Source organism: Citrobacter sp. KH_055_1, assembly GCF_057838705.1.
The window spans coordinates 63,941-89,957 of record NZ_CM174473.1; the positions used below are offsets into that span (position 1 = coordinate 63,941).

General features: G+C 50.0%; 22 protein-coding genes and 1 tRNA gene. 7 read left to right on the top strand and 16 right to left on the bottom strand.

All coding sequences use genetic code 11. The features are described 5' to 3' along the window. Window positions 1-102: 102 nt before the first annotated feature. Window positions 103-264 (bottom strand): helix-turn-helix transcriptional regulator, encoded by a 162-nt coding sequence (locus AC3ITF_RS00350; protein ID WP_489176465.1) that lies wholly within the window; start codon window positions 262-264, stop codon window positions 103-105. Between the two features lie 347 nt (window positions 265-611). Here AC3ITF_RS00350 and AC3ITF_RS00355 point away from each other — a divergent pair, with 347 nt between their 5' ends. After that, the gene (locus AC3ITF_RS00355) at window positions 612-1,772 is read left to right on the top strand and encodes a hypothetical protein (RefSeq protein ID WP_489176049.1); all 1,161 of its coding nucleotides are present in this window, start codon (window positions 612-614) and stop codon (window positions 1,770-1,772) included. A gap of 303 nt (window positions 1,773-2,075) precedes the next feature. Beyond that, entirely contained in the window at window positions 2,076-2,699 is a 624-nt protein-coding gene (locus tag AC3ITF_RS00360) for a sce7726 family protein (protein WP_489176050.1), read from the top strand. On the opposite strand, the gene AC3ITF_RS00365 is transcribed toward AC3ITF_RS00360, so the two are convergent. The 5 genes from AC3ITF_RS00365 to AC3ITF_RS00385 all read right to left on the bottom strand — a co-directional run bounded on the left by AC3ITF_RS00365 (window position 2,685) and on the right by AC3ITF_RS00385 (window position 6,590). Next, window positions 2,685-3,713 (bottom strand): beta family protein, encoded by a 1,029-nt coding sequence (locus AC3ITF_RS00365; protein WP_489176051.1) that lies wholly within the window; start codon window positions 3,711-3,713, stop codon window positions 2,685-2,687. The two genes, AC3ITF_RS00360 and AC3ITF_RS00365, sit on opposite strands and share 15 nt — an antisense overlap. A gap of 3 nt (window positions 3,714-3,716) precedes the next feature. Then, window positions 3,717-4,259, bottom strand: coding sequence for an ImmA/IrrE family metallo-endopeptidase (locus AC3ITF_RS00370; protein ID WP_489176052.1), 543 nt, complete (start codon window positions 4,257-4,259; stop codon window positions 3,717-3,719). Then, a complete protein-coding gene (locus AC3ITF_RS00375) occupies window positions 4,260-4,964 on the bottom strand; it encodes a hypothetical protein (protein WP_489176053.1) in 705 nt (234 codons plus the stop codon). 168 nt (window positions 4,965-5,132) lie between these two features. Further along, window positions 5,133-6,332, bottom strand: a complete 1,200-nt coding sequence (locus AC3ITF_RS00380; protein WP_489176054.1) for a tyrosine-type recombinase/integrase — start codon at window positions 6,330-6,332, stop codon at window positions 5,133-5,135. 163 nt (window positions 6,333-6,495) lie between these two features. Continuing rightward, window positions 6,496-6,590, bottom strand: a tRNA-Sec gene (locus AC3ITF_RS00385). A 350-nt stretch (window positions 6,591-6,940) separates the two neighbouring features. Here AC3ITF_RS00385 and yicI point away from each other — a divergent pair. Continuing rightward, window positions 6,941-9,259 carry an alpha-xylosidase gene (gene yicI, locus AC3ITF_RS00390; RefSeq protein ID WP_489176055.1) on the top strand — a complete coding sequence of 773 codons (2,319 nt, stop codon included), beginning with the start codon at window positions 6,941-6,943 and terminating at the stop codon, window positions 9,257-9,259. Between the two features lie 90 nt (window positions 9,260-9,349). On the opposite strand, the gene AC3ITF_RS00395 is transcribed toward yicI, so the two are convergent. Then, on the bottom strand, window positions 9,350-11,059 hold the full coding sequence (locus AC3ITF_RS00395; RefSeq protein ID WP_489176056.1) for an AsmA family protein: 1,710 nt from the start codon (window positions 11,057-11,059) through the stop codon (window positions 9,350-9,352). Window positions 11,060-11,180: 121 nt separating this feature from the next. Continuing rightward, complete coding sequence (xanP, locus tag AC3ITF_RS00400) at window positions 11,181-12,572, bottom strand: xanthine/proton symporter XanP (protein ID WP_096759062.1); 1,392 nt, start codon at window positions 12,570-12,572, stop codon at window positions 11,181-11,183. A gap of 225 nt (window positions 12,573-12,797) precedes the next feature. On the opposite strand from xanP, the gene gltS reads away from it, so the two are divergent. Continuing rightward, window positions 12,798-14,003 (top strand): sodium/glutamate symporter, encoded by a 1,206-nt coding sequence (gltS, locus tag AC3ITF_RS00405; RefSeq protein ID WP_096759063.1) that lies wholly within the window; start codon window positions 12,798-12,800, stop codon window positions 14,001-14,003. A 42-nt stretch (window positions 14,004-14,045) separates the two neighbouring features. Here the strand turns inward: gltS and recG are convergent, their stop codons facing one another. The 5 genes from recG to gmk all read right to left on the bottom strand — a co-directional run bounded on the left by recG (window position 14,046) and on the right by gmk (window position 20,036). Continuing rightward, a complete protein-coding gene (recG, locus tag AC3ITF_RS00410) occupies window positions 14,046-16,127 on the bottom strand; it encodes an ATP-dependent DNA helicase RecG (RefSeq protein WP_489176057.1) in 2,082 nt (693 codons plus the stop codon). A gap of 5 nt (window positions 16,128-16,132) precedes the next feature. Then, window positions 16,133-16,822, bottom strand: coding sequence for a tRNA (guanosine(18)-2'-O)-methyltransferase TrmH (trmH, locus tag AC3ITF_RS00415; RefSeq protein WP_135911212.1), 690 nt, complete (start codon window positions 16,820-16,822; stop codon window positions 16,133-16,135). A 127-nt stretch (window positions 16,823-16,949) separates the two neighbouring features. Beyond that, window positions 16,950-19,064 carry a bifunctional GTP diphosphokinase/guanosine-3',5'-bis pyrophosphate 3'-pyrophosphohydrolase gene (gene spoT, locus AC3ITF_RS00420; RefSeq protein ID WP_096759066.1) on the bottom strand — a complete coding sequence of 705 codons (2,115 nt, stop codon included), beginning with the start codon at window positions 19,062-19,064 and terminating at the stop codon, window positions 16,950-16,952. Between the two features lie 18 nt (window positions 19,065-19,082). Continuing rightward, entirely contained in the window at window positions 19,083-19,358 is a 276-nt protein-coding gene (rpoZ, locus tag AC3ITF_RS00425; RefSeq protein WP_002442542.1) for a DNA-directed RNA polymerase subunit omega, read from the bottom strand. A 54-nt stretch (window positions 19,359-19,412) separates the two neighbouring features. Beyond that, window positions 19,413-20,036: a guanylate kinase gene (gmk, locus tag AC3ITF_RS00430; protein ID WP_005122601.1), complete on the bottom strand. Its 624-nt coding sequence runs from the start codon at window positions 20,034-20,036 to the stop codon at window positions 19,413-19,415. A 261-nt stretch (window positions 20,037-20,297) separates the two neighbouring features. Between gmk and ligB the strand changes: the two genes are divergently transcribed. Continuing rightward, window positions 20,298-21,977: an NAD-dependent DNA ligase LigB gene (gene ligB, locus AC3ITF_RS00435; protein WP_489176058.1), complete on the top strand. Its 1,680-nt coding sequence runs from the start codon at window positions 20,298-20,300 to the stop codon at window positions 21,975-21,977. On the opposite strand, the gene AC3ITF_RS00440 is transcribed toward ligB, so the two are convergent. Continuing rightward, the gene (locus AC3ITF_RS00440) at window positions 21,974-22,591 is read right to left on the bottom strand and encodes a trimeric intracellular cation channel family protein (protein WP_096759068.1); all 618 of its coding nucleotides are present in this window, start codon (window positions 22,589-22,591) and stop codon (window positions 21,974-21,976) included. The two genes, ligB and AC3ITF_RS00440, sit on opposite strands and share 4 nt — an antisense overlap. Before the next feature lie 259 nt (window positions 22,592-22,850). Further along, window positions 22,851-23,714: a YicC/YloC family endoribonuclease gene (locus AC3ITF_RS00445; RefSeq protein ID WP_096759071.1), complete on the bottom strand. Its 864-nt coding sequence runs from the start codon at window positions 23,712-23,714 to the stop codon at window positions 22,851-22,853. Between the two features lie 125 nt (window positions 23,715-23,839). Here AC3ITF_RS00445 and rph point away from each other — a divergent pair, with 125 nt between their 5' ends. Both rph and pyrE read left to right on the top strand, forming a co-directional pair. Further along, the gene (rph, locus tag AC3ITF_RS00450) at window positions 23,840-24,556 is read left to right on the top strand and encodes a ribonuclease PH (protein ID WP_115257161.1); all 717 of its coding nucleotides are present in this window, start codon (window positions 23,840-23,842) and stop codon (window positions 24,554-24,556) included. Between the two features lie 65 nt (window positions 24,557-24,621). Further along, window positions 24,622-25,263: an orotate phosphoribosyltransferase gene (pyrE, locus tag AC3ITF_RS00455; RefSeq protein ID WP_115257162.1), complete on the top strand. Its 642-nt coding sequence runs from the start codon at window positions 24,622-24,624 to the stop codon at window positions 25,261-25,263. An 89-nt stretch (window positions 25,264-25,352) separates the two neighbouring features. On the opposite strand, the gene slmA is transcribed toward pyrE, so the two are convergent. After that, the gene (slmA, locus tag AC3ITF_RS00460) at window positions 25,353-25,949 is read right to left on the bottom strand and encodes a nucleoid occlusion factor SlmA (RefSeq protein ID WP_096759074.1); all 597 of its coding nucleotides are present in this window, start codon (window positions 25,947-25,949) and stop codon (window positions 25,353-25,355) included. Between the last annotated feature and the right edge of the window lie 68 nt (window positions 25,950-26,017).

Genomic DNA, 26,017 nt, shown 5'->3' on the forward strand with positions numbered 1-26,017 from the left:
TAATTAATTATCAAATAATCAATAACTGACTGGTATATACATAATGTTAAATGTAGTTATCAACATACAAATTACCTAGCCAGTTATTGTTCTGGATGGCTATTAGCCTCGCTTATTTGCTCTTTGCTCAACCCATTCTTGGTACTCACTCAGTTTCCACCGTGAAGAACGCCCTAGCTTAATTGGCGATGGAAATAGGCCTTTCTTTATTTGAGCGTAGAAGAACTTATTTGTCAGACCTGAATTACTCACAATGTACTTCATGTCGACTAAAATATCATCTTGGTTGTAATTTGGCGGAACAGTATCAGTGAGCTTTTGATCAGGGATTAGGCTCGTTACTAACCCGGCTGGAACTTCACATGTGCCCCATACATGCTTAGTGCTCGGGGAACCCTCGAAATGAGAAGAAAGGCGAGTCCTGATGTAGGTAGCTGTTTTACGAGCCTGTAGTTTATTCTTTATTGCATCGGTGTTTAACATTACTTACCTCTTTATAAATCAAGTGTTTTGGCGTGAAGAGTTGTTGCTACGAAGAGGATAGTAATAGGTTCTTTTAGTGTGTAAAATTGGTAAATGTCAGATACTTTTTTAGACACTAAGGTAAGCAAATGCCTAAAGTCTCAAATGAGCAGAAAGCAGTAATGGACATACTTGATCTTATTCATTTTCATAATGTATATACATCAAGATTCATATCTTCTGAAGATATAAAGTTATTTCAAAATATAGCTTTGGATGTACAGGATACTGTAAATAAAATCAGCACTGATGAAGCGCTACTAGATATTTTAACCCACTATTTGATATGTGGTTTGGAAATTTCATTAAGTGGCGATGATGTAAAATTTATGAGTAAGTTGAAGGGTAAACATGAGATTCCTGATGAAGTACTAGATTCTATTTTGAAAAAGAAGAAAGAAATATCTTTCGCTCTTCTTAGTTGTATGGTGTCAGAGCATGGTATTAAAAAAGTTGATTTTATAAATCAGTTGGTGAATTTGACAAAGAAATATGAGGGGATATATATCCCAGCCACTTTAGCTTATAGACTTGCTAATAATTTTAATAGTCTTGTTCATCCTCTTGATCATCTTCACTTCTATGGATATCTTAATGATCTTGGTATAATGACATGCGCGAAATATCGGTGTAACAAAAAAAATGATAATAAGGACTCTTTTAATCGGGTAGCATTGCTCATGGAGTTTGAGATTTTTAGAGTATTTGCAAGGTTTTGTATTGACCCAGGCGGCATGGATGAAATCACCTTAAAAGTTCCCCCGAAAGATATTCCTGATGAGTTAAGGAAAAATATTATAGATGAATATAAATATTTAATAGATAATATTTTTAGCAAGGAAGGTATTATTTATAAATTTATAGATACCAGTTTAAATGAGGAGGAAACAGCTTTACTCCTTCTGGGAAATGTAAGTCGTTTATTTAAGCATAGACGATTTTTTCAAGGAACAATAGCCAGATGGCCGGGCGCTTGGGGAGCTTTTTTAATAGAACTTTTGAGACAAGAGAATCCAACAAGAGCAATTTATTGTGAAAGCGAAAACACTAATAGCATTAGTGAAAAGGCTAAAGATATAATGGATAAACTGAATTATAAAGTATCAGCTAGAATGCTTTATTTACGATATAGCCAATTTATAAAGAATGAATCAAAATTTATAATAAAATATAACAATGTATTAGCTCAGTTACCTTATACGCCTGAATGGGATGGTGACAACTATGTTTACCATAAATTTTTAGTGTAAAATGTAGTCCAAGGATTTTCTAATGAAGAGATATTCGAGAGGATTTTTGGTAGAAGAAGTGACTGGGGGGTGGTGGTAGGAGCGATGACCACTCTGAAATGGTCAGTATTTTCAGATGGTTGACTAATTCTTCATAGGTAGTATGTAACTATCTTTTACTGCAAGGATAAGATCTGAATGAACATTTGCCACATTTTTTACTGATTTATAATTAACCATAATTATGAATGATTTTAATTTTTACTGTACATATAAACAGTGCTGGGCGATACTAAGCTATGAGTGACAGTTAGAGCTGATGAAATGAAAGAAATTGATATCAAATTGAAAATTGTAGAGTTTCTTTTAAACTCTGAGCCCGCTGATACATACCTCGCTGCTGAAGTTAGATTTAGTTTCGGGTCAAGACGTGCTGATATCGTTTCAATTTCATCTGATGTTGCAACTGTTTATGAAATAAAAAGTGAAAAAGATTCCGTTGAAAGGCTTGTTTATCAAATAGATAGTTATAAAGAATATTTTGATTATTGTTACATAGTCTGTGTGAATCAAAATTTAGATGCAGTCAGGAAAAAAATCAGCTCGAATGTTGGGATTATTGTTGTAGATGATATTAGCGTTAAGAGAATTAGAAAGGCAAAGCGTATTGCCCGGCAAGATAAATTATGTTTAGCAAGCACTATACCAGTGAATGAATTAAAAAAAATTGTCATACAAAAAAATGGGCTATCAAAATATGAATTATGTGTTTCATTAGCTAATGAAAAGTCTCTCGCTGAGATAAAAAGCTTATCGAGAAAATTTTTATTGAATAATATCATGAAAAATTTCAAAATTTTCCATGATGAAATTGGTGAGATTTTATCACCAGATGACATTCTAACAATAACAAGAATGCCTCCTGGTAGGATATTAAGATTTTCTTAGTAGAACACGGCTTGACATGAAATAATTCATTCTCACTGCAATCCAAAAAGATGGACTTATACCTGAAGGCGTGTTTTTAGCTGCAAGACTAATTTCATGATCAGCCCATATCCCAATTGATTTATAACGTTCATCTTTTACCATCATTGCAGCACACAACGGATAACTTCCGGCGTCTCTTCTATACCTTTTATAGATAAATTTCTCCTGTAAAGAAATATCTATTCTTGGTACAAAAGTGCCTCCTTTCATTTCAATTTGTTCAATATTAATTGAAGCATAATCACCATATTTTACTTGATAATTTTCGCTAATTTTATTGAATATTTTTTCTTCTAAAATAGGTATTTCACCTCGATCATCGTGCCCATATTTAGTAGGGCTAGAGGGAAATGATGTACAGGCAATGATAACATCTTCGATTTTATCATTAAACATTTCTAGATCACTACAAGCATTAGAAAAGTACTCTTCTTCTTTATCTGTAGTTCCTTCAACTTGCCCTGCATCTAAGATAACAAAAAATTTACTGCCGTCTTGTAAACTATCAGCTATAGGTTTAATAAAAATAGAATAATCATCTAGATCGTGTGGAAGGCGTAACGCCAGCATTTTCTTTGTTTTTGTTATTTCGGTAACAAAACTCTGCACTTCTGAAAAATCTTCATCATCATAGATGTGTATCATTGGGATAATGTTCAAATGACTATAAAGATTGATGAAGTATCTCCATTCATAATAACCATCTTTTTCATCAACGAGTTGTCGAATTTGATCGTTAATATATTTCTCATTTGATGTTAAATCTAAAATAAAAGGTCTTTCCCCCTGAATATCTTTGATAGTCAGCATTCTACGATGAATGTCTCCATCTGGAGCAATTTTGGCTTTTCGTGACTTTGTTAGCTCATAAATTGGTAGAATATGATCAAATATCCCTGAAGAGAGTTTTGACACTGCTTTTAACTCAGCGTCCCGGGTCTTCATAATTGGAAAGTAATTGAATTTTTTCATGATTTATAAATTATGTCCACTGAAGCCTAATTGTTGAGCACGGATTCTCACAGCCATTGAAGATACTTGAAAATGTGCTGCTATATCAGCCACTTGATTGGATTTTTCTTCTATAAACTTACTGAATTCAATCTCTGGCATTAATAACTCGGCAGCGAATCTATTTGCTTCAGCTTCCATTTTATTTGTTTCTTCATTTCTGAAGAAAACTGTGTCTGTAAAGCTATTTCTATTGAGTGTATGGCGAATAAAGTGGCCTAGTTCATGGGCAATAGTGAAGCGTTGGCGATGCGGATGATGTAAAGAGTTTACCGTCATTACCCAATTGCCGCTTTTCCCTTGTTTGAGAGAACCAGATTCTTCTCCTTTCATCGGCTCTAGTCGCATCGTAATACCCAACAAATTGGTTAGTCTTGAGACATCTAGAGGACTAGTTTCAATATTATTTTTCTTTGCAAAAACAATAAGTTCTGAAGCTGTTGTCATGTCAATGTCTTGGCCGCTTATTACACCACTGCTTTTTAATTTCTTAGTCATAAACGCCATTTAAGTTCTCCTTCCTAAGATAAAGTTGCTGCCATCTTCATCTGAGGTATCTTTTAAAGAAATGCTTTCAGCAATTAATTTAAGATTCCTTTTTAAACCATCCAGTTCTTGCTCAAGTTTCTCAAATGACTGATTATGTTCTTGTTGGCTGAGTTTAATCTCGTCAATTGAACTAATTTGAGCTAGCAAATCAAATTGTACAGGTTCAATCTTTTCATATAAAATTTTCTTTATTTCTTTTTCAAATTTTGAGCTTTCGACATATTGATTTACTTCGACAACGGCAATATCTCTCGCTTCTTCTTTTGCTTTTGCTGTGGAAGAGTTTTTGATAATAAGAAACGAAAATGCTGCTACTATCCCATTGAGTGCAATGAGTACAGTAATAATTGTTTGGTATAAATTACTTTGGAAAGACCAAAAATCGTCAAGACTTAAAAGGGTTCCATCAGTGACCATCTTACCGATGTTCTGTAAAATTTTTGGATCAGAAATGATATCGGGCTTCTTAAGCACAAAATTATCAGCGAACCCAATGTAAGAATAAAAATTTGGGCGTAGAACTAAATAGAAAATAAAAAGCCAAAAAAAACTAGTTACTAAGGTACAGAAAGCAATAGATAGAAAAGTAATCCATTTACTATGATGGCAAAGTTTTGGCTTAAGGTGTATATCTCCGTGTTGAGCTTTATCTTTTATCGACATTCTCTACCTCGTTAAGCCTGCCCATGCCATATCCTCTCTACTCTTGTGTATGATACCAGCTTTTGTTGGCTGCTCGTTCATACTTAGATTTCGTAAAAATGTGACCTTTATTGCATTGTGGCTTAAAAATCAATCTAGTAAAAGACATTTTCAAGCCAATTCGATGCCTCAACTTGCTATGTTTCTGACACTTGCGACACTCAAGCTTGTTATGAACGAAGCATACCACTGCATCATCTCTTTCCTTCCATCCAGATATTGCGCATGGTTGTAAGCCCCACGAATCGCATTTTTATCCACATGAGCAAGCTGAGTTTCAATCCACGCCGAGTTAAAGCCTTCTTCATGCAAAATGGTGCTCATCGTATGGCGAAAGCCGTGCCCTGTCAGCCTTCCTTTGTATCCTAATAACTCAATCACCTGATTAATGCTTTCCTTTGAGATCGGCTTAGTACGATCATTACGTCCAATGAATACAAGCGGATATAACCCAGTAATAGGTTTCAGTGACTCAAAGAGTGCCATTACCTGATCCGACATAGGTACGATATGTGGGCGCTTCATCTTCATCACTTCGGCAGGTATCTCCCAGAGCCGCTTTTCAAAGTTGATATTTTCCCAACGGGCGAAACGCAACTCCTGAGTTCGTACACCTGTAAGCATGATGATTTGGGTTGCCGTCTTGGTAATAATGCTACCCGTGTACCCAGCTAGATCTTTAAGAAAGTGCGGTAGTTCTTCGACCGTCAGGAAGGGAAAATGTGTTTTCTTAGGTGTCGCGAGGGCAGTAGCGAGATCGGGGGCAGGATTGTATTCAGCGCGTCCGGTCACGATCGCATGACGAAATACTTCACCACAGCGTTGCCTGACTTTGCGCATCTTTTCTAGCGCTTCACGTTTTTCCATTCGGCGCAGAGTTTCAAGTAACTCCATCGGTTTTATCTCTGCAATGGGACGCTTACCAATGTAGGGAAAAACATCTTTCTCGAAGGTATCAATGATTTCGTCACGATAGCGCAACGACCACCGGTCAGCTCTCACCTGATGCCATTCTCTCGCAATTGCTTCAAAAGTGTTTTCAAAACCTAGCTTCTGAGCGATTTTCTCCGCTTTCTTTACTTCACCAGGATCGTTACCTGCTGCCAGTACCTTTTTTGCAGCTTCACGTTTATCACGCGCTTCAGCCAAGGAAACTTCTGGATATACACCAAAGGCCAGGCGTTTTTCTTTACCAGCGTAACGGTACTTTAAACGCCAGTAACGTGAGCCGCTGGTCGCTACTTCAAGGTAGAGGCCAGCTCCATCAGATAACTTGTAAGGCTTTTCTTTCGGTTTAGCAGTATCAACTTGGCGGGCTGTTAACTTCATTGGGGGCACCTTAAAATGGGGGCATCTTTTATGCCCCCCATAATGCCCCCAGAATGTACTTGATTCTGGTAGACATGAGTTGACCTCAGGAGAACATAACTGATCGCAATGGCAGGTAGTATAAGGGATTTATTGACTGTGGGGGAATTCAGGAGAAGCTAAATGGCGGAAGATCACAGGAGTCGAACCTGCCCGGGACCGCTGGCGGCCCCAACTGGATTTGAAGTCCAGCCACCTCACCGGAGATGACGATCTTCCGCGCCTCGATTGCTACATGGAGGCGGGGCGCATTATAGCTACTTCCTCGGGTTTCCACACCCCCTGACTCACTTTTTTAACTTCCGTTTCGCTATAACATGATCGGTTTCATATAAATCCCCACAAAATCCATAAGTTACAGTGATGTTTATTTTTTGACGCTACCCCGATCACAGAAAACAAGAATCGTAATTTGATAACGAGATATCGGAATACCCATGTCCCGCGTGATGATTTACAAAAACTGTAACCGGTACCAGTATGCCTGTGTACGCCTTATGCCCCGTATCTGACCGACGCAATCAACAGGACGTTACGGCGAAAGCATTTCAGAACTAAAGGAACAGACGATGAAAATTAGTGACGGAAACTGGATGACCCAGCCAGGTCTGAATGTAATAAACCCCGTTCAGGTGTTCGATGTTGAACAACAGGGTAATGAGATGGTGGTCTACGTTGCGCCGCGCGACGTGCGTGAGCGAACCTGGCAGTTGGACACCCCGATGTTTACGCTGCGCTTCTTCTCGCCGCAGGAAGGCGTGGTGGGCGTGCGTATGGAGCACTTTCAGGGGGCGCTGGATAACGGCCCGCATTATCCGCTGAACGTGCTGCAGGACGTGAAGGTTGAGATGTGCAATAACGCCGACTTTGCCGAACTGAAGAGCGGTAATTTAAGTGTGCGCGTCACCAAAGGCGAATTCTGGGCCCTCGATTTTTTACGCAACGGGGAGCGCATTACCGGCAGCCAGTTGAAAAATAATGGCTACGTGCAGGATGCTAATAGCGATCGCAACTATATGTTCGAGCGCCTGGATCTGGGCGTCGGCGAAACGGTGTACGGGCTTGGCGAACGCTTTACGTCGTTGGTGCGTAATGGTCAGACGGTCGAGACCTGGAACTGCGATGGCGGTACCAGTACCGAGCAGTCTTACAAGAACATCCCGTTCTATGTCACCAATCGTGGTTACGGCGTACTGGTGAACCATCCGCAGTGTGTGTCGTTTGAAATTGGCTCCGAGAAGGTGTCAAAGGTACAGTTCAGCGTGGAAAGCGAGTATCTGGAATACTTCGTGATCGACGGCCCGACCCCGAAAGCGGTGCTGGATCGCTATACCCAGTTTACCGGTCGCCCGGCACTGCCGCCAGCGTGGTCGTTCGGTCTGTGGCTCACCACCTCGTTCACCACCAACTACGATGAAGCGACGGTGAACAGCTTTATCGACGGCATGGCCGAGCGCAATCTGCCGCTGCACGTTTTCCATTTTGACTGCTTCTGGATGAAGGCCTTCCAGTGGTGTGATTTTGAGTGGGACCCGGTGACGTTCCCGGACCCGGAAGGCATGCTCCGTCGCCTGAAGGAGAAAGGTCTGAAGGTCTGCGTGTGGATTAACCCGTACATCGGGCAGAAATCGCCGCTGTTCAACGAACTGAAAGAAAAAGGCTATCTGCTTAAGCGGCCGGACGGTTCAGTGTGGCAGTGGGATAAATGGCAGCCGGGGCTGGCGATTTATGACTTTACCAATCCAGAGGCCTGCGAGTGGTATGCCAACAAGCTGAAAGGCCTGGTAGATATCGGCGTGGACTGCTTCAAGACCGATTTTGGCGAGCGTATCCCGACGGATGTGCAGTGGTTTGACGGCGCTGACCCGCAGAAAATGCACAACCATTATGCGTTCATCTACAACGAACTGGTGTGGAACGTGCTGAAAGAGACCGTGGGGGACGAAGAGGCGGTGCTGTTCGCCCGTTCTGCTTCCGTGGGCGCGCAGCAGTTTCCGGTGCACTGGGGCGGCGACTGCTATGCCAACTACGAATCAATGGCGGAAAGCTTGCGCGGTGGCTTATCCATCGGCTTGTCCGGCTTTGGCTTCTGGAGTCACGACATCGGCGGCTTCGAGAATACCGCCCCGGCGCACGTCTACAAACGCTGGTGTGCGTTTGGGCTGCTCTCCAGCCACAGTCGTCTGCACGGCAGCAAATCCTACCGCGTACCATGGGCGTACGACGACGAATCCTGCGATGTGGTGCGTTACTTCACCGAGCAGAAATGCCGCATGATGCCGTATCTGTATCGCGAAGCTGTGCGCGCCAGCGAGTATGGCACGCCGATGATGCGTGCGATGATGCTCGAATTCCCGGACGATCCGGCGTGTGATTACCTTGACCGTCAGTACATGCTGGGCGACAGCGTGATGGTGGCCCCGGTGTTCTCTGAAGCGGGAGATGTGCAGTTCTACCTACCGGAAGGTCGCTGGACGCACCTGTGGCGTAACGACGAGATTGTGGGCAGTCGCTGGCATAAACAGCAGCATGACTTCCTGAGCCTGCCGGTCTACGTGCGTGACAACACCCTGCTGGCGCTGGGCAGCAATAACCAGAAGCCGGATTACGCCTGGCATGAAGGCACTGCGTTCCAGCTGTTCCATCTGGAGGAGGGTCGTGAAGCCGTCTGTGACGTGCCGGCCGCTGACGGCTCGGTTATCTTCACGCTGAGGGCGAAACGTGTGGATAACACCATCACCGTGACGGGGGAGGGCGAGGCGCGCAACTGGATGCTGTGTCTGCGTAACATCCCGCAGATTGGCGGCGTGAAGGGCGGTTCATCTACAGGGAGCGAGTGGGGTGTGGTGATTGCAGCAGAAGGCAATGTGTTGACCATTACTCTGTAAGTGCATGTGAACGTGGTGCCGGTTCTCTTATCCGGCACCACGGTGTGCGCAACTTCTTGGCTCGGTAGTATTTGCTCTACCGGCGATACCTTACTGCGCAGGCTCGGTCGACATCACTTCGCCGCCCGAAATCTCACCTGCACTCATCGTCTGTGTCACTTGCTGCTTGTCGGCATTCACCGCATGCAGTTGACCGTTCACCGTGGGCTTCAGCGGCGTATCTGCCTGCAGAGTGCCGCTGGCAGTCAGTTGGATGTTACCGTCGCCGGAAATCGGCAGCGCAGGCCATCCCCACTGTTGTAGGATAGTCATTGGCACACCGCGACCGTTCAGGCTGACCTGCGTCTGGCGCTGCGGAAGTTGTGAGATGCTGGCGGTAGCCTCCAGCAACCCTTTCTCGGTATACGCGCTCAGTTCGCTGATATTGATCGTGCTGCTGTTGGCCGTAAGCGTCAGCGAAGGGCGGCGTACGTCGGTGCGGTTAAACGTGGCGGCCGCGGCGTTGAGCGTGGTGCTGCCGCTCCAGATCCCCCACTGGTGATTTTGCACCAGTCCGAGGTTGGCGCCGTAACCGTCCAGCGCGGTGAGCTGCCACGGGAAGGCTGGGTCGATATCGATCACCAGATTGCGGCTGGCGCTGAATTTCTTCAGCGTCAGGCTGTCGAGCCAGGTGGGCAAGGGCTTCACCCACAGCGGTTTCCAGTTTTCCGGTAGCGTGTATTCCAGCCCGGCAACTGCGGCATCGTCGAGAACAAGCGCTTTGCTATTGCGCAACCAGTTGCCGGAGGTTCTGACCATACCGCCTTCCCAGCGGGTGGTGAACTGGCGCAGCGCAATGCCCTGCGGCGAGAACTCAGCGTTGAGAATAGGATCGAAGAAGTGCAGCGAGCCGTAGATAAACTCGCTGGCGTTCATCGACAACTTACCTTCCTGGGTTTGCCAGTCGTCCTTACTGAAGGTCATGTTGCGCAAGCTGAGATCGAGATCCGTTACCGCCCAGTCAGGGCCTTGTAGACGGGCATCTGTCACCTCAAGACGACCAATTTGCAGCGAGGGAATGGTGGTGAGCGGCGCAAAAAAGTCGGTCAGCGATTTATCGCTTTGCAACCGAATGTCGTTTAGCCGTAGATTTTCCACCACCCAACTGCCGTCGGGGTTTCGCTGCGCCACGCCGGTCAATGCGCCGCGCGCCACATCGGCGCCAATATTGCTTAACGTGACGCGATCGTTATCGATACTGCCTTCAATCAGCACGTTAGTCGTAGGAACATCGTTCAGCGTTAACGAGCTGGCGCTGAGCTGGATCTGCGCTTTACTGCCGAGTATTTTTCCGGCTTCAGGGCTCCAGGGGATCACGCCGCCGTTCACGCGCTGCGCACTGAGGTTCCACTCGCTTCCGGGGCTGTTGAGTGCCATATCCTGTAGCTGCAGGCGATCGGCCTGGAACGGCAGCGGTGCAGTTTGTGGAGAAAGATTCAGCGTACCGTTTTGCAACAGGATGGTGTCGACGTGCAGCGGGTCGGTGATTTGGCGACTGCTCAGCCCAATATCAACGTTTTTTGCTACCAGGGTGGCAGGCTGGCCATCCCGACCAAAGGTGACGTTCTCCAGCAGAATGTGGGAGGGCGAAGAAAACCGATGATCGATGGCATCAAACGTCAGGTGGTAGCTGCTGTTCTCTGACACCCAAGCGCTGACATGCTCGGCGCCCCAGCGGGTTTGCAGTAGAAAATAGAGACCGAGGATCGCCACTGCAAGGGCGATCAGCACGTAAAGAAGCAGCTTTCCAATAAATTTCATGGTCTTCCATCCCGCAAAGTACACGTAGTCAAGTTATGCACGATTTACGCGCAATCCTCAAGGCGGGAATGGTGAAAGAGCGTAACAGCGGCGTTGATTCTGAATCAACGCCGCATGTCGCTTACTGTTTCTCTGGCGGGAAAACGAGGTTCAGAACGATAGCGGTAATACCGCCTGCGGCAATCCCTGAGGAGAGCAGGTTTTTCACCCAGTCCGGGGCAAACTGCAGGATCAGCGGCTGCTGGGAGACGCCCAGGCCAACGGCCAGCGACAGTGCAATAATCAGAATAGCGCGGCGATTCAGCGGCTCGCGAGAAACAATGCGCACCCCGGAGGCGGCGATGGTACCGAACATCACCAGCGTAGCGCCGCCGAGAACCGGCTCAGGGATGTGCTGTACAAACCCACTGACCGCCGGGAACAGACCCAGCGCGATCAGCATCAGCGCGACTACAAAGCCAACATAGCGGCTGGCTACGCCAGTCAACTGAATCACCCCGTTGTTCTGCCCGAAGCAGGAGTTCGGAAAGGTATTGAACACGGCGGAAACAAACGAGTTCAGGCCATTTGCCAGAACGCCGCCTTTCAGACGCTTCATGTACAGCGGGCCGGAGACCGGTTGTTCGGAGACATCGGAGGTGGCCGTAATATCGCCGATAGTTTCCAGTGAGGTGATCATAAAGACCAGCATCAGTGGCAGCAGTAAGCTCCAGTCGATGCCCAGGCCATAATATAGCGGCGTTGGTACCATGATGAAGTCCTGGCTCACCGGGGCGGTGTTTTGCGGCAACATGTCCATAAACCAGGCCAGCAGATAGCCTGCGGCCATGGCAATCACCAGTGATGCCACACGCAGGTACGGGTTGCGCTGGCGGTTAAGAAGAATAATGAGCGCCAGTACAACGCCGGCCAGCATCAGATTCTTCGGTGCGCCGAAGGTGTTGTCGCTCATTGCGGCATAGCCGCCACCGATTGACGTCAGGCCTACCTGAATCAGCGACAGGCCGATAATCATCACCACCACACCTGAGACCAGCGGGGTAATAATACGGCGCGCCAGATGCAGTACGCGCGAGATAACCATTTCCGTGCAGCTCGCCAGCATCAGCGTACCGAACAGTGCCGCCATCATGGTCGGGACATCTGCACCGCCGGTTTTCAGCGCCGTGCCGCCCATAATCAGCGGTGCTACAAAGTTAAAGCTGGTGCCCTGAATGGATAACAGCCCTGAGCCGACCGGCCCCCAGGCTTTAATCTGAATGATGGAGGCTACGCCGGAAGCGAACAGCGACATACTGATAATGTGTTGAGTATCCTGAGCCGGTAAACCGAGCGCCTGACAGATAAGCAGGGCTGGCGTGATCACCGCGACGAACATCGCCAGCAGGTGCTGGCAGGCGGCAAACAGGGTCTGGGCTAACGGGGGGCGATCTTCAAGACGGTAAATCAGTTCACTGTTGTGAGCCTGCGCAACCGGTTGCGCATTTGTTGGCTCTACGGCGTTAACGGACATCAGAGGCAATCCCATGGTGGAAAAGCGGTGATTTTATCTGACCAGAACAGAAAAGCAAACGTTTGCTAGCAGGTATTCTTAATATTTAAAACCGATGAACTCACCTTTTTATATAACTTTTTGTCATTTTCTGCTTAAAATCCACCCCGAAAACCTAAAAAGACCTAAAAATCGATCTGGAATACATCGTGCGTGATTGTGCTAAACGCACTAATGGAGCTGTCTATGTTTTACCTCGATACGTTATCTACATTGGTTGCGGCAACGCTGGTGTTGCTGCTGGGACGTAAGCTCGTCCAGTCTGTTCCCTTCCTGAAGAAATACACGATACCTGAGCCCGTTGCGGGTGGTTTACTGGTGGCGATCGCACTGCTGGTACTGAAAAAGAGCATGGGCTGGGAAGTTAATTTCGATATGACGCTGCGTGACCCGTTGATGCTGGCGTTCTTTGCCACTATCGGCCTGAACGCCAACATCGCCAGCCTGCGCGCCGGTGGCCGCGTGGTGGGCATTTTTCTGATTGTGGTGGTGGGGTTGCTGTTGATGCAGAACGCCATTGGGATCGGGATGGCGAGCCTGCTGGGTCTTGACCCGTTGATGGGGCTGATTGCCGGTTCGATTACGCTTTCCGGTGGACACGGTACGGGCGCGGCGTGGAGTAAGCTGTTTATTGAGCGCTACGGTTTTACCAATGCCACCGAAGTGGCGATGGCGTGCGCAACATTTGGCCTGGTGCTGGGTGGACTGATTGGCGGCCCGGTCGCGCGCTATCTGGTGAAGCACTCCACTACGCCTGACGGTATGCCGGACGATCAGGCCGTGCCGACTGCGTTTGAAAAACCGGATGTCGGGCGCATCATCACCTCTCTGGTGCTGATTGAAACCATCGCGCTGATCGCTATCTGTCTGACGGTGGGCAAAATCGTTGCGCAATTGCTGGTGGGTACCGTGCTGGAATTGCCGACCTTCGTCTGCGTGCTGTTTGTTGGGGTGATCCTCAGCAATGGCCTGGCGTTAATGGGCTTTTATCGGGTGTTTGAACGCGCGGTTTCCGTGCTGGGCAACGTGAGTCTGTCGCTGTTCCTGGCGATGGCGTTGATGAGCCTGAAGCTGTGGGAACTGGCTTCGCTGGCGCTGCCGATGCTGGCGATTCTGGTGGTGCAGACGATCTTCATGGCGCTGTACGCCATATTTGTCACCTGGCGCATGATGGGCAAGAACTACGATGCCGCTGTGCTGGCAGCCGGGCACTGTGGTTTTGGTCTCGGCGCAACGCCGACGGCGATTGCCAACATGCAGGCGATTACCGAGCGTTTTGGTCCATCGCATACTGCATTTTTAGTCGTGCCGATGGTAGGGGCGTTCTTTATCGACATCGTTAACGCGCTGGTGATTAAGCTGTATTTGCTGTTGCCAATTTTTGCGCAATAAAGGCCGTGCGGCGGTGTGACAACCGCCGCCGCTATTTATCGATTACGCGTTGGAATAGCGTTCGGTTTCCGGCATCCAGCGTTCAATCAGCGCCACCGCCTGTTGTGGGTAACGTTCGTGAATATGACGGGCAATGCGCTGAACTTCCGGAATAATTGCATGATCGCGTAGTAAATCCGCTACTTTGAATTCCGCCGTCCCCGTCTGACGTGTCCCCAGTAATTCTCCGGGGCCGCGAATCTCCAAATCCTTTTGCGCAATCACAAATCCGTCGTTACTGTCTCGCAGGACCTGCAGGCGTTTCTGCGCGGTTTTTGACAGCGGTGATTTGTAGAGCAGCACGCAGTGGGAGGCCACCGCGCCACGACCGACGCGGCCGCGTAGCTGATGCAGCTGGGCCAGACCTAAACGTTCCGGGTTTTCGATAATCATCAGGCTGGCGTTGGGGACGTCCACGCCGACTTCAATCACCGTGGTGGCGATCAACAGATGCAGTTCTCCCTGCTTGAAGGCAGCCATCACCGACTGCTTCTCGGCGGGCTTCATGCGTCCGTGCACCAGACCAATATTGAGTTCCGGTAGGGCAATTTTCAGCTCTTCCCACGTGGCTTCTGCCGCCTGGGCTTCTAACAATTCAGACTCTTCAATCAGCGTGCAGACCCAGTAAGCCTGACGTCCTTCATGGGTACAGGCGTTGCGCACGCGATCAATAATATCGCTGCGACGGGTATCCGGGATGGCGACCGTGGTGACCGGCGTACGACCCGGCGGGAGTTCGTCTATCACCGAGGTGTCGAGATCGGCGTAGGCGGTCATTGCCAGAGTACGCGGGATCGGCGTGGCAGTCATGATCAGCTGATGCGGGTGGAAACCCTGCTGCTGACCTTTTTCCCATAGAGCTAGACGTTGATGAACGCCAAAGCGGTGCTGTTCGTCGATAATCACCAGCGCCAGACCATTGAACTGAACCTGCTCCTGAAAAATGGCGTGTGTACCGACAATCATCTGTACCTGCCCGCTGGCAATGGCTTCCTGTTGGGCAAGACGCGCTTTACCTTTCTGCTTACCGGCCAACCAGCCGACTTCAATGCCAAGTGGGGCAAACCAGCTACGGAAGTTATTCGCATGCTGTTCGGCCAGTAGTTCGGTTGGTGCCATCAGCGCTACCTGCTGACCGTGGGCAATAGCCCGTAGGGCAGCGAGCGCGGCGACCAGGGTTTTACCAGATCCGACATCACCCTGTACCAGGCGCATCATCGGGACATCCAGCGCCATGTCGCGTTCGATCTCAGCGGTCACCCGCGCCTGTGCGGCTGTGGGTTTGAAGGGTAATGCGGCCAGCAGCTGGTTTTTCAACGTATCGTTGGCACTCAGTGACTGGGCATGAAAACGCTGCGCCCCGGCGCGCAATGCCAGCATACTGAGGTTATGGGCTAAGAGCTCTTCGAGGATCAGGCGCCGCTGCGCCGGATGTTGTCCGGTTTCTAGATCGCTGAGCTGTAACGATGGCGGTGGACGATGCAGCGTGCGCAGCGCTTCTGGTAGGCTCATCATGCCCTGTAACAGTTCGGGCGGCAGCAGTTCGGCAATGGCGCAGGTATCGAGCAAATCCAGCGCCTGATCGGTAAGTTTGCGCAGCGTAGCCTGCTTAACCCCTTCCGTAGTCGGGTAAACTGGCGTGAGCGTTTCCTGTAGTTCCGGGGTGCTGAGATCGCCCTGTACGCGGTATTCCGGGTGGATCATCTCTGCCCCGTATTTCCCGCGCTTGGCTTCACCGTAGGCCAGCACTCGCCGACCTGTCGCCAGGCTATTTTTCATTGCCGCGCTGAAGTTGAAAAAACGCATCGTCAGGATGCCGGAACCGTCGCTTATCTGGCAGGTCATCATTCGCCGACCACCGAAGGTGACAGTGCAGTTCAGCACTTCTCCTTCTACGGTGGCGTAGACGCCCGGCAAAAGCTCGCCAATTGGGTACAGATGCGTGCGGTCTTCATAACGCAGAGGAAGGTGTAACAGGAGATCCTGTACGGTGTGCAGGCCGATTTTAGCCAGTTTACTGCTTTGCGCTGCGCCAACGCCCGTCAGGGAATTAAGTGGAATGGCATCCAGTAAACGGCCTTTCATCGGATTTATCTCGCTGACTGCATAGTGGCCCACCACGCGGCATCGGCTTCAATTTCGCCCTGCGTATTGACGTGGGGGTAAGGGAGACCTTTGCGCTTTGCGACGTTGGCCAGCACCGGATAACCCCCTTCGAAAAGCAGGCGCTGCTGCTCGTCTTCCGGCAGCATGCTGTTATCTCGCTGGTACATGCCGGCGTTTTGCCGCTGGCGCTGTGCTTCATACAGAATGAGTGCGGAGGCAACCGAGACATTCAATGACTGCACCATGCCGGTCATAGGAATGATGATATCCCGATCCGCAAGGTCTAACGCTTCCTGGGTGATGCCGGTTTTTTCCTGACCCATCAGGATGCAGGTGGGGCGCGTGTAATCAATTTCGCGGAAATCGACAGCCTTATCAGAGAGATGCGTCGCCAGAATCTGCATGCCCTGATTTTTTAAATGGGTGACCGCATCGCCAATAGTCGGGTGGGTCTTGACTTGCACCCAGCTGTTACTGCCTGCGGCAGAAGAGAGCATGGTGCGCATGCGGCTACCCGGCCAGACGGCGTGGACTTCGTGCACACCGACCGCATCTGCGGTACGAACGATCGCAGAAACATTATGAGGTTTATGGACCTGCTCCATGCAGACGGTCAGATCGGACTGACGCCTGGCGAGCATTTCACAAATACGCGCATAACGGTTTGAGTTCATTACACTTCATCCTTCGAACTGCCTCGGCGTTGGCTGCACTCACTTACCCCAGTCACGTACTTCTGTACGCTACTGGGGATTCATTCGCTTGCCGCCTTGATGCAATTCGAATGATTTTGTGTAAGCGCTAATTTCTATTACGTGTGACTTTAATAACGTCCGGCATTACGCGGATTTTGCGCATGATATTCGCCAGATGCACGCGATCGCGAGCGGTCAGGCGGATAAAGGCGCTGTAGACGCGACCGTCTTTTTCTTCCGTATTCAGGCTTTGAATATTGGAAGTCGTGGTGTTGATTGCCGCCGTCAGGTTAGCCAGAGCACCCTGGTGGTTAAACATCTCCACCTTGATTTCGGTGATGAATTCCTGCTCCGTTTCTTTGTCCCATTCTACCGCCATAAACTTCTCTGGCTCTTTCTGGTAACCACGGATGTTACGACAGGATTCATGGTGAATGACCAGACCTTTCCCCGGGCTGACGTGGGCGATAATCGGGTCACCTGGGATGGGACGACAGCATTTCGCGAAGGTGATCAGCACACCATCAGCGCCTTTGATCGGCAGATGGCCGTGGCCGGATTGCGCAGGAACATTCGCAGATGCGTCACCCTGCTGGAGGTTCTTCGCTACCACCACGCTCATGGCATTCCCCAGGCCGATTTCCGCGAGCAGATCGTCAAGCGTGGCGAGCTTCATGCGCTCAAGCTCACGCTGGATGCTCTCCTGCGGGATCTCAGCCAGTTTACGGCTGCCGCCTAAGGCATGGTTAAGCAGACGGCGACCCAGGCTAACGGAATCATCGCGCTTGAGGTTTTTCAACAGCTGGCGAATTTTGGCGCGGGCTTTCGAGCTAACGACAAAGTTAAGCCACGCCGCATTCGGACGCGCGCCCGGAGCGGTAATGATCTCAACAGTTTGGCCGCTGGAAAGCGACTGCGAAAGCGGGTAAGGCTGTCTGTCGACGCGTGCACCGACGCAGGCATGACCGATGTCGGTATGCACGGCATAAGCGAAATCGACAGGTGTTGCACCGGCAGGCAGTTCAACAATGCGCCCTTCCGGTGTGAAAACATAAATCTCATCCGGGAAGAGATCAGATTTGACGCTTTCAATAAATTCAAATGAGCTACCGGCACTCTGCTGCAGTTCCAGCAGGCTTTGCATCCAGCGCTGTGCGCGGATTTGCGCTGTGGTGCTGCTTTCACCGCCGTGCTCTTTATATGCCCAGTGCGCAGCAACCCCCATCTCCGCCATTTGGTCCATGTCTTCAGTACGAATTTGTACTTCAACCGGAACCCCGTGCGGACCGATCATCGAGGTGTGCAAAGACTGATATCCGTTCGCTTTCGGAATGGCGATATAGTCTTTCACGCGACCAGGACGGGGTTTGTACAGGCTGTGCATTTGACCAAGTACGCGATAACAGGTGTCGGCGTCGTGGACGATAACGCGAAACGCGTAGATGTCCATGATCGAGTGAAAACGCTGCTCTTTGAGCACCATTTTGCAGTAGATCGAGTACAGGTGTTTCTCGCGACCGCTTACGCGACACGGAATGCCTGCCTCCTGCAAACGCCCTTCGATTTCCGAGAGGATTTTTTGAATCATCTCTTTGCGGTTGCCGCGTGCGGCTTTAACCACTTCTTTAATCACGCGATAGCGGTTCGGGTACAGCGCTTCAAAACCCAACTCTTCCAGCTCGGTTTTAATGTGATGTATACCTAAACGGTGCGCCAGCGGACTGTAGATTTCGAGGGTTTCGCGGGCAATACGGCGACGTTTGTCCGGGCGTAATGAGCCCAGCGTGCGCATATTGTGGGTACGGTCGGCAAGTTTGATGAGAATGACGCGGATATCCTGCACCATCGCCATAATCATCTTGCGAAAGTTTTCGGCCTGCGCCTCTTTCTTATCGCGGAACTTAAGCTTATCAAGCTTCGATACCCCTTCAACCAGTTCTGCAACGCTTTTACCAAAAAGCTGTTCCATGTCCTGGTAGGTAGCGGGGGTATCTTCAATCACGTCATGCAGCAGCGCAGCCATTAGCGTTTCATAGTCGAGTTTCATCTCGGCCAGAATGCAGGCTACTGCTACCGGGTGCGTGATATAGGGTTCACCGCTTGAACGTGTCTGGCCCTCGTGAGCGTCACGTGCAACGAGATACGCCTGCCGAAGACGCTTAATCTGGTCTTCCGGCAGGTAGTTTTGAATCAGTTGATTCAGGCTTTCAAACAGATACAAGGGCGACCCGCTTTGTGATTAACGACGACCTTCAGCAATAGCGGTAACGGCTTGTAATTCAGCGGCTTCCTGCTCTTGCTGTTCCTGGCGCTCACGCACGTCGAGGATCTGGTTGTTGATCAGACCTTCTTCGATTTCGCGCAGCGCGATTACGGTAGTTTTATCGTTTTCTTCTGGTACAAGCGGATCCTTTCCGCCTGTCTGCATCTGACGAGCGCGACGCGCGGCGACCAGTACCAGGTCAAAACGGTTACCAATTTTCTCTACAGCGTCCTGAACAGTTACGCGTGCCATACTTAAAATGCTCCACAGGTGAAGAAATGACTGGGCATGATACTGAATGTGGGTTCAGTCTGCCAACAGTTTGCTGATTAAAGCGTCATGGCGCTGCTTTTGGCGGCTCATGCGCAGACGTTCGGCGCGAATGATCGTTTTCAAATCGCCCAGGGCAGTATCAAAATCATCATTCACAATCAGATAATCATATTCGGCGTAATGGCTCATTTCTGCAACAGCTTGTGCCATACGTTTTGCGATCACTTCTTCGCTATCCTGACCACGCCCACGCAGGCGACGGTCCAGTTCAATCTTAGAAGGCGGCAAAATAAAAATACTGCGTGCATGCGGCATTTTTTCACGAATTTGCTGCGCACCTTGCCAGTCGATATCTAAAAAGACATCTACGCCCGATGCCAGTACTTGCTCAATTGCCTCACGCGAGGTGCCGTAGTAATTGCCGAATACCTCTGCGTGTTCCAGAAACGCATCTCTGCCAATCATGGTCCTGAATTCATCATGGTTCACAAAGAAATAGTGTTCACCATGCACTTCCCCCGGGCGCGGTGCGCGCGTGGTGTGCGAAACAGAAACCTGGGTGTCATACAACGGTTGGGTCTTTAATAAAGCCTGAATCAGGCTGGATTTACCCGCGCCACTGGGGGCAGAAACAATATAAAGCGTGCCTTGAGCCATGAGTATCTTATGTATGTGATTGTCGAAAGAGAGCCTACATACGGGCTTATTATACACGTAGCCGCTATACGACGTAGTCTTTGTCACACTTTTTGCGCAGGATTATTGCGTTTTGCGTATCTTTTTCCTGTTTTATCGCAGAGTTGCTGCAACAAGTAAAAATGACCGGAAAGCTCCTCGCAGGATGGCTTTTTACCACTCGGATTCTCTGCCGCTTCGCGCTATACCTGCCGCGTAATACAACCTACAGCGGAGGTAGTGATGGCAATAAGGAAATACATGGTGCTGATTTTGCTGCTAGGGCACTTACCCGTATGGGCTGTGTGCCCGGTCTGGTCGCCAGCCAGGGCTCATGAGGAAATTTCACAGCTACAACAGCAGATAACCCAGTGGGATGCCAGCTACTGGCAGCAGGGGGTCAGTGCTGTAGACGATGGCGTTTATGACCAACTCAATGCGCAATTACGGCAGTGGCAGCGCTGTTTTGATGAGGAGCCTCAAGCCGAGGTGCCTGCCCCACCGATTAGCGGGACGATATCGCATCCCATTCCCCATACCGGTGTCCGTAAACTTGCAGATAAACCCGCGATACAGCAATGGTTACGTAGCCGCAGCGATGTATGGGTACAACCGAAGGTCGATGGGGTTGCGGTGACGCTGGTTTATAAGGATGGCAGTCTTGTCAGGGCGATTAGTCGCGGAAATGGACTTAAAGGGGAAGACTGGACCCAGAAGGTTCGTCGGATCCCTTCCATACCGCAGACAACTAAAGGTCTGCTGGCGAACAGCACCTTACAGGGTGAAATATTTCTACAGCAGGAGGGGCATATCCAGCAAAAGAGAGGCGGAATGAACGCCCGCTCGAAGGTGGCAGGAATGCTGATGCGTCAGGATAATCCAGAGTCACTACACTCCCTGGCTGTTTTCATCTGGGCCTGGCCTGATGGCCCAGAGGCGATGCAGGAAAGACTCACGCTGCTCGCTGATGCGGGGTTCGGTTTTACACAACACTATACTCAGCCCGTGAATAATGCAGATGAGGTCGAGCGTGCCCGTACACATTGGTGGACTTCCACATTGCCTTTCGTGACGGATGGTGTGGTGGTGCGCATGGCAAAAGAGCCGCCAGCGCGAAACTGGTTACCCGGACAGGGCGATTGGGTGGTGGCCTGGAAATATTCTCCGGTCGCTCGCGTGTCCGAGGTCATGGATATTCAGTTTTCTGTTGGTAAAAGTGGGAAAATTGCCGTGGTCGCACTACTGGCTCCTGTCATGCTGGATGATAAACGGGTGCAGCGTGTCAACGTTGGCTCTGTAAGGCGCTGGAATGAATGGGATATTGCCCCAGGCGATCACCTCCTGATAAGCCTGGCCGGACAGGGCATTCCTCGCATCGATGAAGTTGTCTGGCGCGGCACTCAACGTACTAAACCTACGCCCCCAGAGGGGCACTTCAATTCATTGACCTGTTTTTATGCTAAGCCTGAGTGTCAGCAACAGTTTGTTGCCCGACTGGTCTGGCTGAGTGCAAAAGAGGTGCTGGATCTTGAGGGTATCGGCGAGGCGGGATGGCGGGAACTCCATCAGGCGTATCGCTTTGAACATATCTTTTCGTGGCTGGCATTAACCCCAGAGCAATTACAGTCCGCGCTTGGGGTAAGCAAGGGAGAGAAGTTGTGGCATCAATTCAATCTGTCACGGCAGCGTCCTTTTACTCGCTGGCTAATCGCCATGGGCATACCGTTAACACAGGTAACACTTAACGCCAGTCACGAGAGTTCCTGGCGGCAATTACAGGCGTGCGATGAGAGCCATTGGCGCCAGCTTCCCTCCACGGGGGAGCGTCGTGCCAGGCAGGTGATTCAATGGCGGGATAATCGGCAAGTCAACGCACTAAGTAACTGGTTAGCCGCTCAGCGCGTTACCGGATTTATGCCTTAATGACCTTCATGGTGATAATAGAACACCGGCAGCCCTAGCTTCAGGCGCAGCGCCAATAATCGCGCAGTAAAGCCGAATAGCAGGGTGGAGATAACGACCACATCGTGATTGGAAACATAATGTTGTAGCACGATGTACAGTACGGCAGCGGCAAATGACACCCCGGCATACAGTTCTTTCTGGAACACCAGCGGAATGCGTTTGCAGAACATATCGCGCAATACGCCACCAAAGACACCGGTGGTGACTGCTGCTACAACGGCAATGATTGGTCCATGTCCCATATCAAGTGCAACCTGTGCGCCGATAATCGAGAACACCACCAGGCCTAGTGCATCCAGTACGAGGAAAATCTTGCGCAGGTAGGGCATGACGGGAGCAATAATTGTGGTTAGCACCGCGGCGGTCGCCACAATAATGACGTACTCAGGATGTTTCACCCAGCCGAGAGGATAATGGCCGAGAAGAATATCACGGACGGACCCGCCGCCAATGGCTGTCGCGGTGGCAATAATAATAACGCCAAATGTATCCATGCGACGACGGCCTGCCGCCAGTGCACCCGTCATGGCTTCAGCAGTGATGCCAATTAAGTATAAAACGTGTAACAGCATGTATTCCCCCTGATTTCTTGGGGGCTAAGGTTAGCGATTTGTGCTCGTTGTCACGATTGAGATTTTCTAAGGCGAAGTGGTTTTAATAACTACAGCTAATGCGAATTTACTAAGCATGCCAGATGGTATGCACTTTAAGCTATAAAAACTGAGCATAGATGATGAGAAAATATAATTCGAAGTGGCGATAAAATAAGCGCATAGTTGAAAGGCAGGCGTAGCGCCGCCATTTTATCGACGGGCTACGTGAGGAGATGACCTATTCGATGTTCTGAATCTGCTCGCGCATTTGCTCGATCAATACCTTCAGCTCAATGGCTGAGTTAGTCACTTCGGCATTGATGGATTTAGAGGCGAGGGTGTTCGATTCACGGTTGAATTCCTGCATCATAAAGTCCAGACGACGGCCGACCGCCTCTTTTTTCTTCAGGATGTTGTAGGTTTCTTTAACGTGAGCTTCCAGACGATCTAACTCTTCCGCCACATCGATACGCTGCGCCATCAGCACCAGCTCTTGTTCAAGACGGTTATTTTCCAGCTGAACCTGTGCGTCTTCGAGTTTGGCAACCAGACGTTCACGCTGCCACTGCAGGATTTCCGGCATATGCGCGCGGACTTTCGCCACTTCGGTGCTGACGCCTTCCAGACGTTGTTCGATTAACGCTTTTAGCGCCTGGCCTTCGGTTTCACGTGCGACAATAAAGTCGTCCAGCGTGCCATCGAGCGCGGCAAGGATCTCTGCGGCAATAGCGTCCAGGTCTTGTTCCTGGGCCGCCATGACACCCGGCCAGCGCAGGATATCAACCGGATTAATTTCGCCTTCATCGCTCTGCATCTTGACCCAGTTTGCGGCGGTGACGAGCTGTTTAGCGAGTTTTTCATTCAGGAGCAACTCACCTTGCGCGCTGGCATCAGGCTCAAAACGCAGCGTACACTCGATTTTACCGCGTGTCAGACGCGTGCGGATGCGCTCGCGTACAACAGGCTCAAGACTACGGAACTGTTCCGGCAGGCGAAAATAGGTTTCCAGATAACGCTGGTTTACCGAGCGCATTTCCCAGGTAGCGCTACCCCATTCACCCTTGATTTCACGCCGGGCGTAGGCGGTCATGCTGCGGATCATAGACGTTCCTGTTTTTGAAGATGAGATGGGAGGATTATAGCCATCCATGTCTTGTCAGGATAGGAATAACCGTCGGAACTCCGTATAATGCGCAGCCACATTCGTTTCAAGCCGGAGATTTTATCATGCGTCCAGCAGGTCGTAGTGCCAACCAGGTGCGTCCCGTCACCCTGACCCGTAATTATACAAAACACGCTGAAGGCTCCGTGCTGGTCGAATTTGGTGATACCAAAGTACTGTGCACCGCTTCGATTGATGAAGGCGTGCCGCGCTTTCTGAAGGGCCAGGGGCAAGGCTGGATCACCGCAGAATATGGCATGTTACCGCGTGCGACTCATACCCGTAACGCACGTGAAGCGGCGAAAGGTAAGCAGGGCGGCCGTACCATGGAAATTCAGCGTCTGATCGCGCGTGCGCTGCGCGCCGCCGTTGACCTGAAAACGCTTGGCGAATTCACCATCACCCTGGACTGCGACGTGATTCAGGCGGACGGCGGTACCCGTACTGCATCCATTACCGGTGCTTGTGTTGCGCTGGCTGATGCGCTGAACAAACTGGTTGCCAGCGGTAAGCTGAAAACCAACCCAATGAAAGGGATGGTTGCTGCGGTGTCCGTGGGTATTGTGAATGGCGAAGCGCTCTGCGATTTAGAGTACGTTGAAGACTCTGCGGCAGAAACCGACATGAACGTGGTGATGACCGAAGACGGTCGCATTATTGAAGTGCAGGGCACGGCGGAAGGCGAACCGTTCAGCCATGAAGAACTTCTCACCCTACTGGCACTGGCCCGAGGGGGAATTGAATCCATCATAACGACGCAGAAGGCGGCGTTAGAAAATTAATTTTAAAGGCGACTGATGAGTCGCCTTTTTTTTGTCTGTTATAAAGTGAGATGAGGAGCGAATCCATGAAACCGTATCAGCGCCAGTTTATTGAGTTTGCGCTTAGCAAGCAGGTACTAAAGTTCGGCGAGTTTACGCTGAAATCCGGGCGTAAGAGCCCCTATTTCTTCAACGCTGGACTGTTTAATACCGGGCGTGACCTGGCACTGTTAGGCCGTTTTTATGCCGAAGCGCTGGTGGATTCCGGTATTGATTTCGATTTGCTATTTGGCCCGGCGTACAAAGGTATTCCTATTGCCACAACGACCGCCGTTGCGCTGGCAGAACACCACGATAAAGATTTGCCGTACTGCTTTAACCGTAAAGAGGCGAAAACCCACGGCGAAGGCGGTAACCTGGTCGGCAGCGCATTGCAGGGCCGTGTGATGCTGGTGGATGATGTGATCACCGCCGGTACGGCGATTCGTGAGTCGATGGAGATAATCCAGGCGAATGGTGCGATGTTAGCTGGGGTTCTGATTTCTCTCGATCGTCAGGAACGGGGTCGTGGTGAGATTTCCGCTATCCAGGAGGTGGAGCGTGATTATGGGTGCAAGGTCATTTCAATCATTACCCTGAAAGACCTGATTGCGTATCTGGAAGAGAAGCCGGAGATGGCGGAACATCTGGCCGCAGTGCGGGCGTATCGCGAAACGTACGGCGTATAATCAGAACTGCCGGATGGCGCTACGCTTATCCGGCCTACGCACTTTCTGTAGACCCGGTAAGCGTAGTAGCGCCACCGGGCAATCAGCGATTACTGCAATTGTGCGACTATCAGCGGCCAGCGGATGTCAAAATCGTCCGTTGGACGGTATTTAAATTCGCTGCGCACAAAACGAGACAGCATACCTTCACAGAAAGCCAGTAACTGGCTGGCCAGCAGCGTTTCATCCATGGCGTAACCTTCACCTTCACGCATCCGTTTTTCTCGCAGGACCTGACGCAGCTGGGCCTCGATGCGTTCAAACAACTGATTAATGCGGCCCTGCAGACGATCTTGCTCAAACATCAGTGCGTGACCGGTCAGAATACGCGTCAGGCCGGGGTTACGTTCACCGAACCCTAAAATCAGCAACACGATCAGACGCAGGCGTGCGCCGGTGTCTTTTTCATCTTTCAAAATCAGGTTGATACGGGTAATCAGACTATCTTCGATAAACTCAATCAGGCTATCGAACATGCGGGTCTTGCTGGGAAAATGGCGATACAATGCCGCTTCGGAAACGCCAACAGAGGCTGCCAGTTTTGCTGTCGTAATGCGTTGGCTTCCATCGCTGGATTCCAGCATCAGCGCCAGAGACTGAAGTATTTCTTCGCGACGATTCCTTTTCGCAGTTTGCTTTTCTACCATGTTACAAAATACCCCTGAAAATAAGCACTTGCCAGGCAGGCATCCACACAGCGACCGCAAACGACGGT

What these genes read in the sequence shown, in the direction of transcription:
- AC3ITF_RS00350 (WP_489176465.1), bottom strand. Translation starts at nt 264, where the DNA reads ATGAAGTACATTGTGAGTAATTCAGGTCTGACAAATAAGTTCTTCTAC.
- AC3ITF_RS00355 (WP_489176049.1), top strand. Translation starts at nt 612, where the DNA reads ATGCCTAAAGTCTCAAATGAGCAGAAAGCAGTAATGGACATACTTGAT.
- AC3ITF_RS00360 (WP_489176050.1), top strand. Translation starts at nt 2,076, where the DNA reads ATGAAAGAAATTGATATCAAATTGAAAATTGTAGAGTTTCTTTTAAAC.
- AC3ITF_RS00365 (WP_489176051.1), bottom strand. Translation starts at nt 3,713, where the DNA reads ATGAAAAAATTCAATTACTTTCCAATTATGAAGACCCGGGACGCTGAG.
- AC3ITF_RS00370 (WP_489176052.1), bottom strand. Translation starts at nt 4,259, where the DNA reads ATGGCGTTTATGACTAAGAAATTAAAAAGCAGTGGTGTAATAAGCGGC.
- AC3ITF_RS00375 (WP_489176053.1), bottom strand. Translation starts at nt 4,964, where the DNA reads ATGTCGATAAAAGATAAAGCTCAACACGGAGATATACACCTTAAGCCA.
- AC3ITF_RS00380 (WP_489176054.1), bottom strand. Translation starts at nt 6,332, where the DNA reads ATGAAGTTAACAGCCCGCCAAGTTGATACTGCTAAACCGAAAGAAAAG.
- yicI (WP_489176055.1), top strand. Translation starts at nt 6,941, where the DNA reads ATGAAAATTAGTGACGGAAACTGGATGACCCAGCCAGGTCTGAATGTA.
- AC3ITF_RS00395 (WP_489176056.1), bottom strand. Translation starts at nt 11,059, where the DNA reads ATGAAATTTATTGGAAAGCTGCTTCTTTACGTGCTGATCGCCCTTGCA.
- xanP (WP_096759062.1), bottom strand. Translation starts at nt 12,572, where the DNA reads ATGTCCGTTAACGCCGTAGAGCCAACAAATGCGCAACCGGTTGCGCAG.
- gltS (WP_096759063.1), top strand. Translation starts at nt 12,798, where the DNA reads ATGTTTTACCTCGATACGTTATCTACATTGGTTGCGGCAACGCTGGTG.
- recG (WP_489176057.1), bottom strand. Translation starts at nt 16,127, where the DNA reads ATGAAAGGCCGTTTACTGGATGCCATTCCACTTAATTCCCTGACGGGC.
- trmH (WP_135911212.1), bottom strand. Translation starts at nt 16,822, where the DNA reads ATGAACTCAAACCGTTATGCGCGTATTTGTGAAATGCTCGCCAGGCGT.
- rpoZ (WP_002442542.1), bottom strand. Translation starts at nt 19,358, where the DNA reads ATGGCACGCGTAACTGTTCAGGACGCTGTAGAGAAAATTGGTAACCGT.
- gmk (WP_005122601.1), bottom strand. Translation starts at nt 20,036, where the DNA reads ATGGCTCAAGGCACGCTTTATATTGTTTCTGCCCCCAGTGGCGCGGGT.
- ligB (WP_489176058.1), top strand. Translation starts at nt 20,298, where the DNA reads ATGGCAATAAGGAAATACATGGTGCTGATTTTGCTGCTAGGGCACTTA.
- AC3ITF_RS00440 (WP_096759068.1), bottom strand. Translation starts at nt 22,591, where the DNA reads ATGCTGTTACACGTTTTATACTTAATTGGCATCACTGCTGAAGCCATG.
- AC3ITF_RS00445 (WP_096759071.1), bottom strand. Translation starts at nt 23,714, where the DNA reads ATGATCCGCAGCATGACCGCCTACGCCCGGCGTGAAATCAAGGGTGAA.
- rph (WP_115257161.1), top strand. Translation starts at nt 23,840, where the DNA reads ATGCGTCCAGCAGGTCGTAGTGCCAACCAGGTGCGTCCCGTCACCCTG.
- pyrE (WP_115257162.1), top strand. Translation starts at nt 24,622, where the DNA reads ATGAAACCGTATCAGCGCCAGTTTATTGAGTTTGCGCTTAGCAAGCAG.
- slmA (WP_096759074.1), bottom strand. Translation starts at nt 25,949, where the DNA reads ATGGTAGAAAAGCAAACTGCGAAAAGGAATCGTCGCGAAGAAATACTT.